Genomic DNA, 14507 nt, shown 5'->3' with positions numbered 1-14507 from the left:
GGCCCGCGAGTTCGCTCAGGCCACCAGCACGTGTCCGTGACCTGGCTGCCGCACCGGATGCTGCTCCGGATGCTGCGGGGCTCCCACCAGCACCGCGGACTGGCATCGGCGGGCCAGGTCCCGCCGGTCGGTACCCGGCAGCTGCAAAGACTCGACACGCACCCACGCCAAAGTGCGGCGCACGGTGAGCAGACGGCAGATCGACCGCAACAACGTGTCGTCGCCGACGAACGCCGGAGCGGTCGAGAGGCTGCCGTCGACGTGGTGATAGGTCAGCCGAAGTGGCTGCACCGGGCGACCGGCGTCGATCGCCGCCTGGAACATCGCCGGATAGAAAGACCCGCGCGCCAGCCCGCACCAGGTGGTGCCCTCCGGGAAGGCCACCACCGTCTGGCCGGCGCGCAGCCGACGCGCGACGGTGTCGACCACCCCGGGCAGCCCACGCAGGCTGGCCCGCTCGATCGGGATGATCTTCAGGATGCGGGCCACGATGCCGATGGCCGGCCCGGTGAACATGTCGGCTCGCGCCACGAACGACCCGGGCAACACCGAACCGATGGCGAAGACGTCCAACCAGGACATGTGGCCGCTGACCACCAGAACCCCGCGCAGGTTGCGAATCGGGTTACCCGACACCCTGATTCGGACACCGAAGCAGCGCAGCACCAAACGGCAATAGACGCGTTGAACCCGCGTCCGGCCCGGCACGGGGATGGCAACCAACGGCACCCCGGGTGCCAACAACAGAGCCAACATGCAGCGAAGCGTTACCCGCAGCACCACCCGCGGCCCGGACCCGGCGGCGTTGCCAAGGCCGACACAGCCGGTATCGCACTTCGCGCGCGGCAACCACGCGTGGGCGATGACTGCGGGAGCGCTCATCGGTCGCCGCCCGCCATTCCACCGGCCATTTCGGTGGCCGCCGATACCGACCGCAATCGCTTGAGATATCGGGTATCGGCACGTCGTTTGTCCAGCAGCACGCAGAAGTCGCCGACACCGAAGTCCGGGTCGTGCGCGGGCTCGCCGCAGACCTGCGCGCCCAGCCGCAGGTAGCCCCGCATGAGCGCCGGAATCGACGGCCGCGGCGGCGCGGGAATGTCGTCGATGGCCTTCCCATCGACGATGACGGGACGGTGTGGATGCACGCGGTACTGCGGCGGGGCGGCATGGCGGCTCAGGACGAAATCCCGGACGCCGCGCAGTTGGCTGCCCGGAGGTTCCGGGCCGTCGGAGTCGCCGCCGATCGGCACCGACACGCACCCGGTGACGTAGTCATAGTCGTAACGGTCCAGGTAGGCCAGGATGCCCGCCCACATCAGCAGCACGACGCCGCCGTTGCGGTGGCCCTCGCGCACCACCGCACGGCCCATCTCCACCAGGGACGGCCGCAGTGGGTCGAAGGCGCGGACGTCGAATTCCGTCGCGGTGTACAGTCCCCCGGCCGCAATGGCACCGGCCGGCGCCAGCATCCGGTAGCAACCCACCAGCTCACCGGTGTCGTCGTCCCGGACCAGCAGGTGGTCGCAGTACTCGTCGAACCTGTCGACGTCGATGTGCCCCGAACCGGCCGCCGGGAGCGCGAAGCCGGGTGTGCTGGTGAACACGTCGTACCGGAGCCGCTGCGCCGCCTCGATCATGCTGGGGTCGGTGGACAACAGGAGCGAATAGCGCGGTCCGGGCGCGCCGGTCGCCGGGCCATCCGGCTTGTCGCTGGGTATCAGGACAGAAGCGATGCTCATGTCAACAACGTGGCGCAGTCGATGAGCTAATCGGCATCGCCGCTGTGACGTGTCGGTGCACGTCAGATGACGAAATGTCGCGAAAAAGCGCCCTCAGCACCCGCAACCGGACGCGGGTGCGACGTGCGTCACTCAATCGCGATGAAATGGTCGCGCGGAACCGATAGCCGACCTTCAGATCCGCTATCGCATGCGATAGCGCTTTCGCGGATCGTGTGGTGATTACCGCCTGATACGCATGTGGCGGATGTGACTGCCGCGCACCACCACGCGGCCCCCGGCGAAACTCAGCCCTTGCGGGCCTTGATCGCGTCGGTCAGCTGCGGAGCGACCTTGAACAGGTCGCCGACCACGCCGTAGTCGGCGATCTCGAAGATGGGCGCCTCTTCGTCCTTGTTGACCGCAACGATGGTCTTGGAGGTCTGCATGCCGGCGCGGTGCTGGATCGCCCCGGAGATGCCCAGCGCGATGTAGAGCTGGGGCGACACCGTCTTGCCGGTCTGGCCGACCTGGAACTGGCCCGGGTAGTACCCGGAGTCGACGGCGGCGCGCGACGCCCCGACCGCCGCACCCAGCGAGTCTGCCAGCGCCTCGACCACGTTGAAGTTCTCTGCGCTGCCGACGCCGCGGCCACCGGACACCACGATGCTGGCCTCGGTCAGCTCCGGGCGGTCGCCGGCGACCGCGGGCTCGCGGGCGGTGATTTTGGTGACGTTCTCGGCGGGGGCCGGAACCTCCACGGTGACCTGCTCGCCCGCGCCGGCGGCGGGCTCGGCGTCGATGGCGCCGGCCCGCACCGTGATCACCGGGGCGTCACCGTTGGCCTGCGTCTCGACGGTGAACGCGCCACCGAAGATGGAGTGCACGCCCTTGTTGCCCGCCTTCACGTCCACCACGTCGACCAGCAGGCCGGATCCGATCCGGGCCGCGAGCCGGCCCGCGATCTCCTTGCCGTCGGCGGTGGCGGCCAGCAACACCGCGGCGGGAGCGCTGGATTCGGCCAGCGCGGCCAGCACGTCGACCACGGGTGTGATCAGGTATTTGTCGACGTCGTCGGACTCGGCGACGTAGATCTTGGCGGCGCCGGCCTCCTTCAGCGCGTCGGCCAGCGGCGCGGCCGTGCCCGGCGCACCTACGACGACGGCGGCGGGCTCGCCCAGCGCGCGGGCGGCGGTGATCAGTTCGGCGGTGACCTTCTTCACTGCGCCTTCAGCGTGCTCGACGAGCACCAAAACTTCAGCCATGGGTTATATCGCTCTTCTCGTGAATTGGTGGACTCGGTTGAATAGAAGGGGCGCTCGTTTTAGATGATCTTTTGGCCAACCAGGTACTGGGCGATCTGGTTGCCGCCTTCACCCTCGTCGGTGACCTTCTCACCCGCGGTCTTGGCCGGTTTCGGCGTCGACGACAGCACGGTCGACCCGGCGCTGGCCAGCCCGACCTCGTCGGCCTCGACCCCGATCTCAGCCAGGGTCAGCACCGTGACCTCTTTCTTCTTGGCGGCCATGATGCCTTTAAAGGACGGGAAGCGCGGCTCGTTGATCTTCTCGGTGACGCTCACCACCGCGGGCAGCGTGGCCTCGAGGGCGAAGACGCCGTCGTCGGTCTCGCGCTCGCCGGTGACCTTGCCACCCTCGAGGGACAGCTTGCGCAGGTGGGTGAGCTGCGGCAGGCCCAGGTACTCGGCGATGATGGCCGGCACCGCACCGCCGGTTCCGTCGGTGGCTTCGTTGCCCGCGATGACCAGCTCGGTGCCCTCGATGGTGCCCAGCGCGCGCGCCAACGCCCAGGCGGTCTGGACCACGCAGGAGCCGTGCATGCCGTCGTCCTTGAGGTGGACGGCCTTGTCGGCACCCATGGACAGGGCCTTGCGGATCGCCTCGGTGGCTCGCTCGGGGCCCGCGGTGACCACGGTCACCGACCCCTCGACGCCGTCGGCCGCTTCCTTCTCCCGGATCTGCAGGGCCTCTTCCACGGCGCGCTCGTTGATCTCGTCCAGCACCGCGTCGGCGGCCTCGCGGTCCAGCGTGAAATCGCCTTCGGTGAGCTTGCGCTCCGACCAGGTGTCTGGGACCTGCTTGATCAGGACCACGATGTTCGTCATGAGTGTGGTTCGTCCTCCTCGAAGGAGTCCCACAGCGGTCGGCTGCGGGACCTCGGTCACGCGCTCGTTGACCGCACACCGTATTACTGGCGGGTAACTTTGTGCGGTCTGCTCTCACACCATAGCGGGTCGTAGTGCAGGTTCTTTCGCCCTGTCTGCCCCTTCCGACAGGGGTGCCCACTTCCCGGTTCGCGAATCGGACACTTCGCGTTAGCCTGCCTATGCAATGAGCGCATTCCTCCCCGACGGCCCCCCGCACATCCCCGACGGCACCTCGCCGTCGGTTGATGCGGTGTTGACGCTGACGGGCGAGCGCACCATCCCCGATCTGGACATCGAGAACTACTGGTTTCGTCGCCACCAGGTGGTTTACCAGCGATTAGCATCGCGCTGCGCGGACCGCGAGGTGCTCGAGGCCGGTTGCGGCGAAGGCTACGGCGCCGACCTGATCGCCGACGTCGCCCGCCGGGTCATTGCGGTCGACTACGACGAGGCCGCGGTGGCCCACGTCCGTGGCCGCTACCCCAGAGTGGAGGTCATGCGGGCCAACCTTGCCGAGCTGCCGCTGCCCGACGCGTCGGTGGATGTCGTGGTGAACTTCCAGGTCATCGAACACCTGTGGGATCAGCCACAGTTTGTGGCCGAGTGCGCCCGGGTGCTGCGCCGGCCGGGATTGCTCATGGTTTCCACTCCCAACCGGATCACCTTCTCGCCGGGCCGTGACACCCCGATCAACCCGTTTCACACCCGCGAGCTCAACGCCGGCGAGCTGACCGAGCTGCTCGTCGACGGGGGCTTCTCCGAGGTGTCGATCAGCGGCCTGTTCCACGGCCCGCGCCTGCAAGAGATGGATGCCCGCCATGGCGGCTCCATCATCGACGCGCAGGTCGCGCGGGCGGTGGCCGATGCGCCGTGGCCTCCGGAGCTGGCGGCGGACGTCGCGGCGGTGACCATCGACGACTTCGACTTGGTGGAAAGCGGGGTCGATCAGCACGGCAGCGACATACGCGACATAGATGACAGCCTGGATCTCATCGCGATCGCGGTGCGGCCGTGAGGACGTCCTCTGACCCCGTGCCCGGTCTGTTCACCCTGGTGCTGCACACCCATCTACCGTGGCTGGCCCACCACGGCCGCTGGCCGGTGGGCGAGGAATGGCTCTACCAGTCCTGGGCGGCCGCCTACCTGCCGCTGCTGCGGGTGCTCCGCACGCTGGCCGACGAGGATCGGCACGGGCTGGTCACCCTCGGCGTCACTCCGGTGGTGAACGCTCAGCTTGACGACCCGTACTGCCTCGACGGCATGCATCACTGGCTGGCCAACTGGCGGCTGCGGGCGGCCGAGGCCGCCAGCGTGCGGTCGCTTGGATCGAAGTCGACCAGCTACCAGTCGTGCACACCGGAAGCATTGCGGGCCTTCGGGATTCGCGAATGCGCCGAGGCCGACCGGGCGCTCGACGACTACGCCACCCTGTGGCGGCACGGCGGCAGCCCGCTGCTGCGCAGCCTGATCGACGCCGGGACGGTGGAGTTGCTCGGCGGCCCGCTGGCCCACCCGTTCCAGCCACTGCTCGCGCCGCGGCTGCGCGAGTTCGCGCTCCACGAAGGGCTCGCCGACGCGCAGCACCGGCTGGCGCTGCGCCCGACCGGAATCTGGGCGCCCGAGTGCGCCTACGCCCCCGGCATGGAACACGACTACGCCGCCGCGGGGGTCACGCACTTCATGGTCGACGGCCCGTCGCTGCACGGCGACACCGCACTGGGCCGGCCCGTCGGCGACACCGACGTCGTCGCGTTCGGGCGCGACCTGCAGGTCAGCTACCGGGTGTGGTCACCGAAATCCGGCTACCCCGGGCACGCCGCTTACCGCGACTTCCACACCTATGACCAACTGACCGGGCTCAAGCCGGCCAAGGTGACCGGCCGCAACGTGCCATCGGAGGCCAAGGCGCCCTACGATCCCGAGCGCGCCGATCGCGCGGTCGATGTCCACGTCGCCGACTTCGTCGACATGGTCCGCAGCCGGCTGCTGTCCGAATCCGAGCGCATCGGACGGCCCGCTCACGTCGTCGCCGCCTTCGACACCGAACTGTTCGGCCACTGGTGGTACGAGGGCCCGACGTGGCTGCAGCGGGTGCTGCGGGCCCTGCCCGCCGCCGGCGTGCGAGTGGGTACCCTGCGTGACGCGATCGCCGGCGGGTTCGTGGGCGACGCGGTCGCCTTGCCGCCCAGCTCGTGGGGTTCGGGTAAGGACTGGCAGGTGTGGGCCGGCGACAAGGTGTCCGACCTCGTCCAGCTCAATAACGAAGTGGTCGACACGGCGCTGAGCACGGTCGACAAGGCGCTGTCGCAAACGGCGTCGCTGGACGGGCCGCTCCCGCGCGATCACGTCGCCGATCAGATCCTGCGCGAGACCCTGCTCACCGTGTCCAGCGACTGGCCGTTCATGGTGAGCAAGGACTCGGCCGCCGACTACGCGCGCTACCGCGCACACCTGCACGCCCACGCCACCCGTGAGATCGCCGGAGCGCTGGCGTCGGGCCGGCGCGACAGCGCGCAACGGTTCGCCGACGGATGGAACCGCGCTGACGGCCTGTTCGGCGCCCTGGATGCGCGTAGGCTGCCCCGGTGACTGGCTACTCCCCGCGCGAGCGGGCGTGTCTGCACAGCGACACGCCGGCGCGGGCGGCATTCCACGCACCCTCGCGACGAAGAGGGCGGGCAAGCTCGTGAAGGTCCTCATGGTGTCGTGGGAGTACCCGCCGGTGGTGATCGGCGGCCTCGGCCGGCACGTGCATCACCTATCGACCGCGCTGGCCGCGGCCGGTCACGACGTCGTCGTCCTGTCCCGCCATCCCTCGGGCACCGACGCCTGCACCCACCCGTCCTCCGACGAGGTCAGCGAGGGCGTCCGGGTGATCGCGGCCGCACACGATCCGCACGAATTCACCTTCGGCAACGACATGATGGCCTGGACACTGGCGATGGGTCACGCGATGATCCGCGCCGGGCTGTCGCTGAAGAAGCGGGGCACCAACCGGCCCTGGCGCCCTGACGTCGTGCACTCGCACGACTGGCTGGTGGCGCATCCGGCCATTGCGCTTGCCCAGTTCTACGACGTGCCAATGGTTTCCACGATTCATGCAACAGAGGCCGGCCGGCATTCCGGCTGGGTTTCCGGAGCGCAGAGCCGTCAGGTGCACGCGGTCGAGTCGTGGCTGGTGCGTGAATCCGATTCACTGATCACGTGTTCGGCGTCGATGAGTGACGAGATCACCGAACTGTTCGGTCCCGGCCTGGCCGAGATCACCGTGATTCGCAACGGCATTGACGCGGCGCGCTGGCCGTTCGCGGCCCGCCGACCGCGCACCGGCCCGGCCGAACTGCTCTACCTCGGGCGCCTGGAGTACGAGAAGGGTGTGCACGACGCCATCGCCGCGCTGCCGCGGATCAGGCGCACCCACCCCGGTACCACACTGACCATCGCCGGGGAGGGCACCCAGCAGGACTGGCTCATCGAGCAGTCCCGTAAACACCGGGTCCTCAAGGCAACTCGATTCGTCGGGCATCTCGATCATGCCGGGCTGCTGGCGCTACTGCATCGGGCCGACGCCGCGGTGTTGCCCAGTCACTACGAGCCGTTCGGGATCGTCTCGTTGGAGGCCGCCGCGGCCGGCACTCCGCTCGTGACATCGAACATCGGCGGTCTGGGCGAGGCGGTGATCAACGGCCAGACCGGCGTGTCGTGCCCGCCCCGAGACGTGGCCCGGCTGGCCTCGGCGGTACGCATCGTGCTCGACGATCCGGACGCCGCGCAAAAGCGTGCCCGCGCCGCCCGCGAACGGCTCACCTCGGACTTCGACTGGACGACAGTCGCCAACGAGACCGCGCAGGTATATCTGGCGGCCAAGCGCCGCGAGCGGCAGCCGCAACCACGGCTGCCCATCGTCGAGCACGCGCTGCCGGACCGTTAGCCGCTCTCGCCGGTAACGTCGAGGCATGGGGCTGGAATATTCGAGCGTGGTCGACGCGCCGCGCGCCGACGTGTTCGCCTGGTACGCCAGGCCGGGTGCCTTCGACCGGCTGTCGCCGCCGTGGCAGCCCATGCGGGTGATCACCGAGGCCACCTCGCTCGAGGACGGGCGCGCCACACTTGCGCTGCCCGGGGGCCTGCGCTGGGTCGCCCAACACCAAGCGGACTCCTACGATCCGCCAAGTCGTTTCGTCGACACCATCAGCAGCGACGGGCCGGCCTCGCTGCCGGCACGCGTCGCCGTGCGATGGCGGCACACCCACGATTTCGAAGACGCCGGCGACAACCGGACCCGGGTCATCGACCGGGTCGACACGCCGGTACCCGGGTCGTTGTTGCGCCCCATGTTCGTCTACCGGCACCGTCAGCTGGCCGACGACTTAGCCGCCCACCGACTGGCGGCGCAGCAGGGTCTGGCCCCCGCCACCATCGCCGTCACGGGATCGTCGGGACTGGTCGGTTCGGCGCTGACCGCGTTCTTGCGCACCGGCGGCCATCGCGTCATCGAGCTGGTACGCCGAACCGCCAAGGGCGACGATGAGCGACGGTGGGACCCCGATGACCCGGACCGTGAGCTGCTCGCCGGGGTCGACGCAGTGATCCATTTGGCCGGCGCCTCCATAGCCGGAAGGTTCACCGACAACCACCGACATGCGATCCGCGACAGCAGGATCGGCCCGACGCGCCGGCTGGCCGAATTGCTGGGCCGCACCGACTCGCGGCCCGCGGTTCTGATCTCGGCCTCGGCGATCGGGTACTACGGGTACGACCGCGGCGACGAAACCCTCACCGAGGACAACGATCGCGGCGACGGCTTTCTGGCCGACGTCGTCGCCGACTGGGAGGATGCGACCGCGCCCGCGGAGCGGGCCGGCGTGCGGGTGGTGCGGGTGCGCACCGGCATCGTGCAATCCCCGCGCGGCGGCACGTTAAAGCTGATGCGACCTCTCTTCAGCGCCGGGCTGGGCGGCCGGTTAGGTGACGGCCGACAGTGGCTGTCCTGGATCGGCATCGACGACCTGGTCGACGTCTACCACCGCGCGCTGTGGGACACCGCATTATCCGGGCCGGTGAATGCTGTAGCCCCGCTACCGGTCCGCAACACCGAGTACACCCGCACCCTCGCCCACGTGTTGCGCCGGCCCGCGGTTTTGCCGGTGCCGTCGCTGGGGCCCCGGCTACTGCTGGGTGAACAGGGTGCACGCGAACTCGCGTGCGCCAGTCAGCGAGTGATTCCCCGCAAGCTCAGTCAGGCGGGACACCGGTTTCGCCAGCCCGACCTCGATCAGGCCTTGCGCCATCTGTTAGGGCGGACAGGTCGCGGTTGATCCGCGGTTGAACCGACTTCCGTCCGAGCTTTGAAGCAGCGCTGGCCAACCGCACAGTCATTCAGTAAATTAATGTTTAAATAACTGAACCTAGTGTTCCAGTGCAACGTTAACCAGAGCGGGCTAACGACGAGCGCATCCGCTGCCGCCCAGAGTTTGTTTTGTCGTCAAAGGGGTACCAACGAGTGAATCTGACCCGTTCGAGCCAGCGGCTGACCGACCCCGGGAGGGCGGCTTCGTTGGGAGCTGTGCGTGCGCTTCCCCGGGCCCGCCTAGCCGAAGCCGCGCGGACGGACCCGGCTTGCCTGCCCAGTGCTGACCAATTGGACGCCTGGCGAACGGGGTTGCGGCGGGCGGTGCTGGCCCACGTCGCCGAATTTGTTGCCGCCCGCTGCGCCGACGAGCTGGGCGCCTGCGGCGTGGACGTGGCCGGTGAAATTTTGATGGAGTTCGTCAAAGGCGGCAAGTGCCTGCGATCGACGTTCATGTACCTGGGCTGGCTGTGCGGCGCGCCCGCAAGCGATGCGGCCTTGTCGGCAACCGCCAGCCTGGAGCTACTACACGCGTTTGCGCTACTGCAAGACGATGTCATGGACGATTCGGCATCACGACGAGGCCGCCCGGCCGCGCACATTCAGTTCGCCAGCTGGCATCGCCGGCGCGGGCTGTCCGGCTCGTCGCGCCGGTTCGGCGAATCGGCCGCCATACTGCTCGGCGATCTGTGCCTGATCTGGGCTGAACAGATGCTGCGAGACAGCGGTCTGCAGCACCACCATCTGCTGCGGGCATGGCCACGCTACGACGCCATGCGCACCGAGCTTGCGGTGGGCCAATTCGCGGATCTGGCAAACGACGTGCGCGACCTGCCTACGATGGAAGCCGTGCTGGAGGTGGCCCGACGGAAGTCGGGGAACTACACGGTGCGCCGGCCCCTGGAGATCGGTGCCGCGATGGCCGGCTGCGACGACCGAGTGTTGGCCGCGCTCGGCGATTACGGCTCCGCCATCGGTGAAGCGTTCCAGCTGCGCGACGACGTCCTCGGCATCTTCGGATCGTCCGCGGCGACCGGCAAACCCAATGGTGGGGATCTGATCGAACGCAAGGCCACCAGCGTTGTGGTGGCCGCGCATCAGTTGGCCGACGCGTCGACCCGCCTGCAATTTCGCGAACTGATGACCAGCGAGCGGCTCGACGATTCCGCGCTTGACCACTGGCGAGACTTGATCCTCGCCACGGGAGCGGTGCAGTGGATCGAAGGACTCATCGCCGACCGCGTCGATGCAGCACGAAAGGCATTGGACCGCGGCGTAATTGATGGTCCACTTACGGTCGCGCTGGTCGATATGGCCGGCGTGTGCACACGGCGTGCGGCATGAGCGCCGAGGTGGCGCACTGATGCGTACGATACCGGGGCGCACCGACCACGTCGTCGTGATCGGTGCGGGATTTGCGGGGCTTTCCGCGGCGATGCATCTGGCCGGCCGGTGGCGAGAAGTCACCGTGGTGGAGCGCGAAGCCTGGCCTGGCGGACGAGCGGGTCGACTCGACATCGACGGCTACCGGATCGACACCGGGCCGACAGTGCTCACCATGCCAGACATCATCGACGAGGTTTTCGCCGCCGTCGGAGAAGACCGGTCCGGGCGCCTGGATTTACTGCCGGTCGATCCGGCCTACCGAGCGGTGTTCGCCGACGGGAGCGCCGTCGATGTCCACAGTGACGCCGACAAGATGGCCGCCTCGGTCCAAGAATTCGCCGGTCCGCAACAAGCGGCCGGCTATCTGCGGTTGCGTGACTGGCTGGATCGGCTGTACCGCACCGAATTCGACGGCTTCATTACCGCGAACTTCGACTCGCCGCTGTCGCTGCTGAATGGCCGGTTGGGGCGGCTCGCGGCAATCGGCGGCTTTCGCCGGTGGGACACGATGGTCAAGCGCCACATCAGCGATCCCAGGTTGCGGCGGGTGTTCACCTTCCAGTCGCTCTACGCCGGCGTTGCGCCGCAGGACGCCCTGGCTGTCTACGCGGTGATCGCCTACATGGACACGATTTCGGGTGTCTTCTTCCCGCGGGGCGGCGTGCGGGCGCTGCCCGATGCACTGGCCGCGGCAGCCGCTGACGCTGGGGTGCGGTTCTGCTACGGGTCCGCGGTCACCGCACTGGACCGCACCGGCGATCGGATCACCGCGGTTCGTACCGCTGAAGGCCAGCGCATCGCCTGCGATGCGGTGGTGTTGACCACCGAACTGCCCCACACCTACCAACTGCTGGGCCGACAGCCACGACGGATCCTTCCACTGCGCGCCGCACCCTCGGCGGTGGTGCTGCACCTGGGCTGCCCCCCTGCGCCCACGGCGGCACACCACACCATTCTTTTCGGCGGGGCATGGGAGCAGACGTTCACCGACATCATCCGCGACGGCCGAATCATGCAAGACCCGTCGTTGCTGGTCACCAGGCCCACCGCCAGCGACCCCACCCTGGCGCCGGCCGACCGTGACCTGCTCTACGTGCTGGCCCCGGCGCCAAATCTGTCCCGCGGCGACATCGACTGGTCCCGCACCGGTGACGCCTACGCGGACACCATCCTCGATGCCGTGCAAGAGAGGCTACTGCCCGGCGTACGCGACAGCGCCCAAATGTTGCAGGTGGTCACCCCCGCCGACTGGGCGCGCCAAGGCATGTTGACGGGCACACCGTTTGCGCTTGCCCACACATTCGCTCAGACCGGGCCGTTTCGACCCGCCAACACCGTGCGCGGCATCGCCAACGCCGTACTGGCCGGGTCGTCGACCGTGCCCGGCGTTGGTGTGCCGACCACGCTGATATCCGGGCGGTTGGCTGCCGACCGCATCACCGGAACCGTCGACCGATCCAGCACGCGACTCGACTTGAAAGCCCAGTAGCCATGATCCGCACCGAATTGGACGCCGCCGGAATCGAGGATTCGCGGCTGCGCGCGGCGTATCGCCGTTGTCGCCAGATTGCCGCCGAACATGGCCGCACCTACTTTCTGGCCACCCGGTTGCTTGCGCCGGACCAGCGCCCGGCGGTGCACGCGTTGTACGGCTTCGCCCGCCACGCCGACGACATCCTCGATGAGCTGAACCCGGCCCTGGACATCGGCGCGCGGGCTGATCGGCTGCAACGGCTGTCCGACCAATTCCTTGCCGGCGGCGACCATCAGGACGAGCCCGTCCTTGTTGCGGTCGCCGACACCGTGCGTCGCTACGGGATCGCCGCGGACTTGTTCGAGGACTTTCTCGCCTCGATGCGAATGGACCTCACCGTCACCGACTATCCCGACCGCGCCGCGCTCAACCGCTATATGCGCGGTTCCGCGGAAGTCATTGGCCTGCAGATGCTTCCGATACTCGGGACGGTCGGCGCCGTCGACGAGGCCGCGCCCTACGCGGCGGCGCTGGGCCGCGCCTTTCAGCTCACCAACTTCCTGCGCGACGTGGACGAGGACCTGATGCGGGACCGGATCTACCTACCGGCCGACGAACTCGCCGCCTTCGGTGTAGACCGCGAACTGATGATGTGGTGTCATAGTCATCGCCGCACAGATGCACGTGTGCGTGACGCCCTGGCGGCTCAGCACGAAATCACCCGAAAAATCTATGAGTGCGCCGCCCACGGGATTGCGTTACTGGCGCCGCGTTCCCGGCCGTGTGTGGCAACCGCACTGACGCTCTACTCCGAAATCCTGGATTGCATTGAGGACAGCTACTTCTCGGTGTTCAGCCGGCGCGCAACCGTCGGCACGAGGCGGCGACTTCAGGTCGCCGGCGGTGGGCTGCTGCGGGCGTGGCGGGTTCGTATCGCCCATCCGGAGCACGGGAGGCCCGGTGCAGCGTGACTGACCGGTGGCAATACCTGATACTGCTAGGCATGTGCCTGGCGATCACCGCGCCGCTGGAGTTCTTCGGCGCCGGCGTGTACCGGCAACCACGCCGCCTGGTGTACGCGGTAATTCCGGTCGCGGCGGTGTTCCTCGTCTGGGACGAGGTAGCCATCGCCTGGCACGTCTGGACATACGACTACGGCTACATCACCGGCATCGATATCCCATTTCGGGTACCCATCGAGGAGGTGTTGTTCTTCGTGGTGATTCCGCTGTGCGCCTTGCTGACCTACAACGCGGTGACCGCCATCCTGGATCTGAGCAAGCGCCGATGACCGGACTGGGCTACACCGTGCCCGCGATAGCGGCTGTTCTCGCGGTGTGCGCGCTGGAGTTCGCGCTGTTGCACACCGGACTGTTCCGACGGCCCGCCTACTGGTTGTCGATGGTGATCGTATTCGGTTTCCAGATTCCGGTCGATGGCTGGCTGACGAAGCGCAGCGCCCCGATCGTCATCTACAACGAACGGCAGACCAGTGGCGTGCGGTTTCCGCTCGATATTCCCATCGAGGACTACCTGTTCGGCTTCGCGCTGGTCACCGCCGTGCTGCTGTTGTGGGAGCGTCAACGTGCAAGTCGGTAGTCATGGATAAAAGGGGTCTGCCCCGGCGCGACGTGCCGGATGCCTTTGACGGCGGCGCGGCGGCATACGACCGGCTGGTCGGCGCCAACCCGTACTACCACGCGAGCCTGGGACAGTCGGCGCGCCGCATGCGGTTGCCGGGACGCGGCCGGGGTTTGCGCCTGCTCGATGCGGGCTGCGGCACCGGCGCGTCGACGGCCGCGCTGTTGGCGGTGGCTCCCAACGCGGAGATCGTCGCCGTCGACGCCGCGCGCGGAATGCTCGATGCGGCGAGGGCAAAGACGTGGCCGCCGTCGGTCCGGTTTGTGCATGCCCGCGTCGAAGAACTCGACGAGCACGGCATCACCGGACCGTTCGACGCCATCCTGGCCGCCTATCTGCTGCGCAACCTCGCGGACCCGGACGGTCAACTGCGGGCCTTTCGCAATCTGCTTGGGCCCGGCGGCACCCTGGCGGTCCACGAGTACTCGGTGCGTGACTCCCGCGCCGCGACCCTGATCTGGCACGCGGTGTGTTGGGGCATCATCATCCCCGCCGGCTGGTGGCGCACCCGTGACACCACACTGTATCGGCATCTGTGGCGTAGCGTCCTGACCTTCGACGGGGCTGCGCGGTTTCGGCGCCGGATGCGCGACGCCGGATTCGCCGGCGTGCGCAGCGAAACCATGCCGGGCTGGGAACGCGACGTCGTCCACACCTTTTTGGGGGAGGCTGCGGGGGAGGCGCCGCAATGATCGACCGCCGCCGCCACGTTCACCCGGCGCCACCGGGGTTGCCCGACGCGAGCGCGCTGTCGTCGCGGCCCCGCGC

The 14507-nt window shown here is 68.3% G+C and carries 14 protein-coding genes; 10 read left to right on the top strand and 4 right to left on the bottom strand.

All coding sequences use genetic code 11. From position 1 onward, the window contains the following. Nucleotides 1-15: 15 nt before the first annotated feature. The 4 genes from ACLP4W_RS30980 to ACLP4W_RS30965 all read right to left on the bottom strand — a co-directional run bounded on the left by ACLP4W_RS30980 (nt 16) and on the right by ACLP4W_RS30965 (nt 3846). The gene (locus ACLP4W_RS30980; protein WP_442391532.1) at nt 16-882 is read right to left on the bottom strand and encodes a lysophospholipid acyltransferase family protein; all 867 of its coding nucleotides are present in this window, start codon (nt 880-882) and stop codon (nt 16-18) included. Beyond that, nucleotides 879-1742: a GNAT family N-acetyltransferase gene (locus ACLP4W_RS30975; RefSeq protein WP_442391530.1), complete on the bottom strand. Its 864-nt coding sequence runs from the start codon at nt 1740-1742 to the stop codon at nt 879-881. Before ACLP4W_RS30975 ends, ACLP4W_RS30980 begins: the two co-directional genes overlap by 4 nt. Before the next feature lie 287 nt (nt 1743-2029). Beyond that, nucleotides 2030-2986: an electron transfer flavoprotein subunit alpha/FixB family protein gene (locus tag ACLP4W_RS30970; protein WP_442391528.1), complete on the bottom strand. Its 957-nt coding sequence runs from the start codon at nt 2984-2986 to the stop codon at nt 2030-2032. A 59-nt stretch (nt 2987-3045) separates the two neighbouring features. After that, nucleotides 3046-3846: an electron transfer flavoprotein subunit beta/FixA family protein gene (locus ACLP4W_RS30965; RefSeq protein WP_442391526.1), complete on the bottom strand. Its 801-nt coding sequence runs from the start codon at nt 3844-3846 to the stop codon at nt 3046-3048. A 226-nt stretch (nt 3847-4072) separates the two neighbouring features. On the opposite strand from ACLP4W_RS30965, the gene ACLP4W_RS30960 reads away from it, so the two are divergent. The 10 genes from ACLP4W_RS30960 to ACLP4W_RS30915 all read left to right on the top strand — a co-directional run bounded on the left by ACLP4W_RS30960 (nt 4073) and on the right by ACLP4W_RS30915 (nt 14431). After that, nucleotides 4073-4903, top strand: a complete 831-nt coding sequence (locus ACLP4W_RS30960; RefSeq protein ID WP_442391524.1) for a class I SAM-dependent methyltransferase — start codon at nt 4073-4075, stop codon at nt 4901-4903. Next, a complete protein-coding gene (locus tag ACLP4W_RS30955) occupies nt 4900-6477 on the top strand; it encodes a 1,4-alpha-glucan branching protein domain-containing protein (RefSeq protein ID WP_442391522.1) in 1578 nt (525 codons plus the stop codon). The genes ACLP4W_RS30960 and ACLP4W_RS30955 overlap by 4 nt, the downstream gene beginning before the upstream one ends. Nucleotides 6478-6574: 97 nt before the next feature. Next, complete coding sequence (locus tag ACLP4W_RS30950; protein ID WP_442391610.1) at nt 6575-7819, top strand: glycosyltransferase family 4 protein; 1245 nt, start codon at nt 6575-6577, stop codon at nt 7817-7819. Nucleotides 7820-7844: 25 nt separating this feature from the next. Then, complete coding sequence (locus tag ACLP4W_RS30945; RefSeq protein WP_442391520.1) at nt 7845-9206, top strand: TIGR01777 family oxidoreductase; 1362 nt, start codon at nt 7845-7847, stop codon at nt 9204-9206. A 185-nt stretch (nt 9207-9391) separates the two neighbouring features. Continuing rightward, on the top strand, nt 9392-10582 hold the full coding sequence (locus tag ACLP4W_RS30940) for a polyprenyl synthetase family protein (RefSeq protein WP_442391519.1): 1191 nt from the start codon (nt 9392-9394) through the stop codon (nt 10580-10582). A 19-nt stretch (nt 10583-10601) separates the two neighbouring features. Continuing rightward, on the top strand, nt 10602-12113 hold the full coding sequence (crtI, locus tag ACLP4W_RS30935) for a phytoene desaturase family protein (RefSeq protein WP_442391517.1): 1512 nt from the start codon (nt 10602-10604) through the stop codon (nt 12111-12113). 2 nt (nt 12114-12115) lie between these two features. Next, the gene (locus ACLP4W_RS30930) at nt 12116-13069 is read left to right on the top strand and encodes a phytoene/squalene synthase family protein (protein ID WP_442391515.1); all 954 of its coding nucleotides are present in this window, start codon (nt 12116-12118) and stop codon (nt 13067-13069) included. Beyond that, nucleotides 13066-13389, top strand: a complete 324-nt coding sequence (locus ACLP4W_RS30925) for a lycopene cyclase domain-containing protein (RefSeq protein WP_442391513.1) — start codon at nt 13066-13068, stop codon at nt 13387-13389. Before ACLP4W_RS30930 ends, ACLP4W_RS30925 begins: the two co-directional genes overlap by 4 nt. Further along, a complete protein-coding gene (locus ACLP4W_RS30920; protein ID WP_442391511.1) occupies nt 13386-13697 on the top strand; it encodes a lycopene cyclase domain-containing protein in 312 nt (103 codons plus the stop codon). The genes ACLP4W_RS30925 and ACLP4W_RS30920 overlap by 4 nt, the downstream gene beginning before the upstream one ends. Nucleotides 13698-13699: 2 nt before the next feature. Beyond that, entirely contained in the window at nt 13700-14431 is a 732-nt protein-coding gene (locus ACLP4W_RS30915; RefSeq protein WP_442391509.1) for a class I SAM-dependent methyltransferase, read from the top strand. Nucleotides 14432-14507: the final 76 nt, after the last annotated feature.

Origin of the sequence: Mycobacterium sp. (genome assembly GCF_052145595.1) — a bacterium.
Lineage (GTDB): Bacteria > Actinomycetota > Actinomycetes > Mycobacteriales > Mycobacteriaceae > Mycobacterium.
This window is presented reverse-complemented; position numbering and strand designations above follow the sequence as displayed.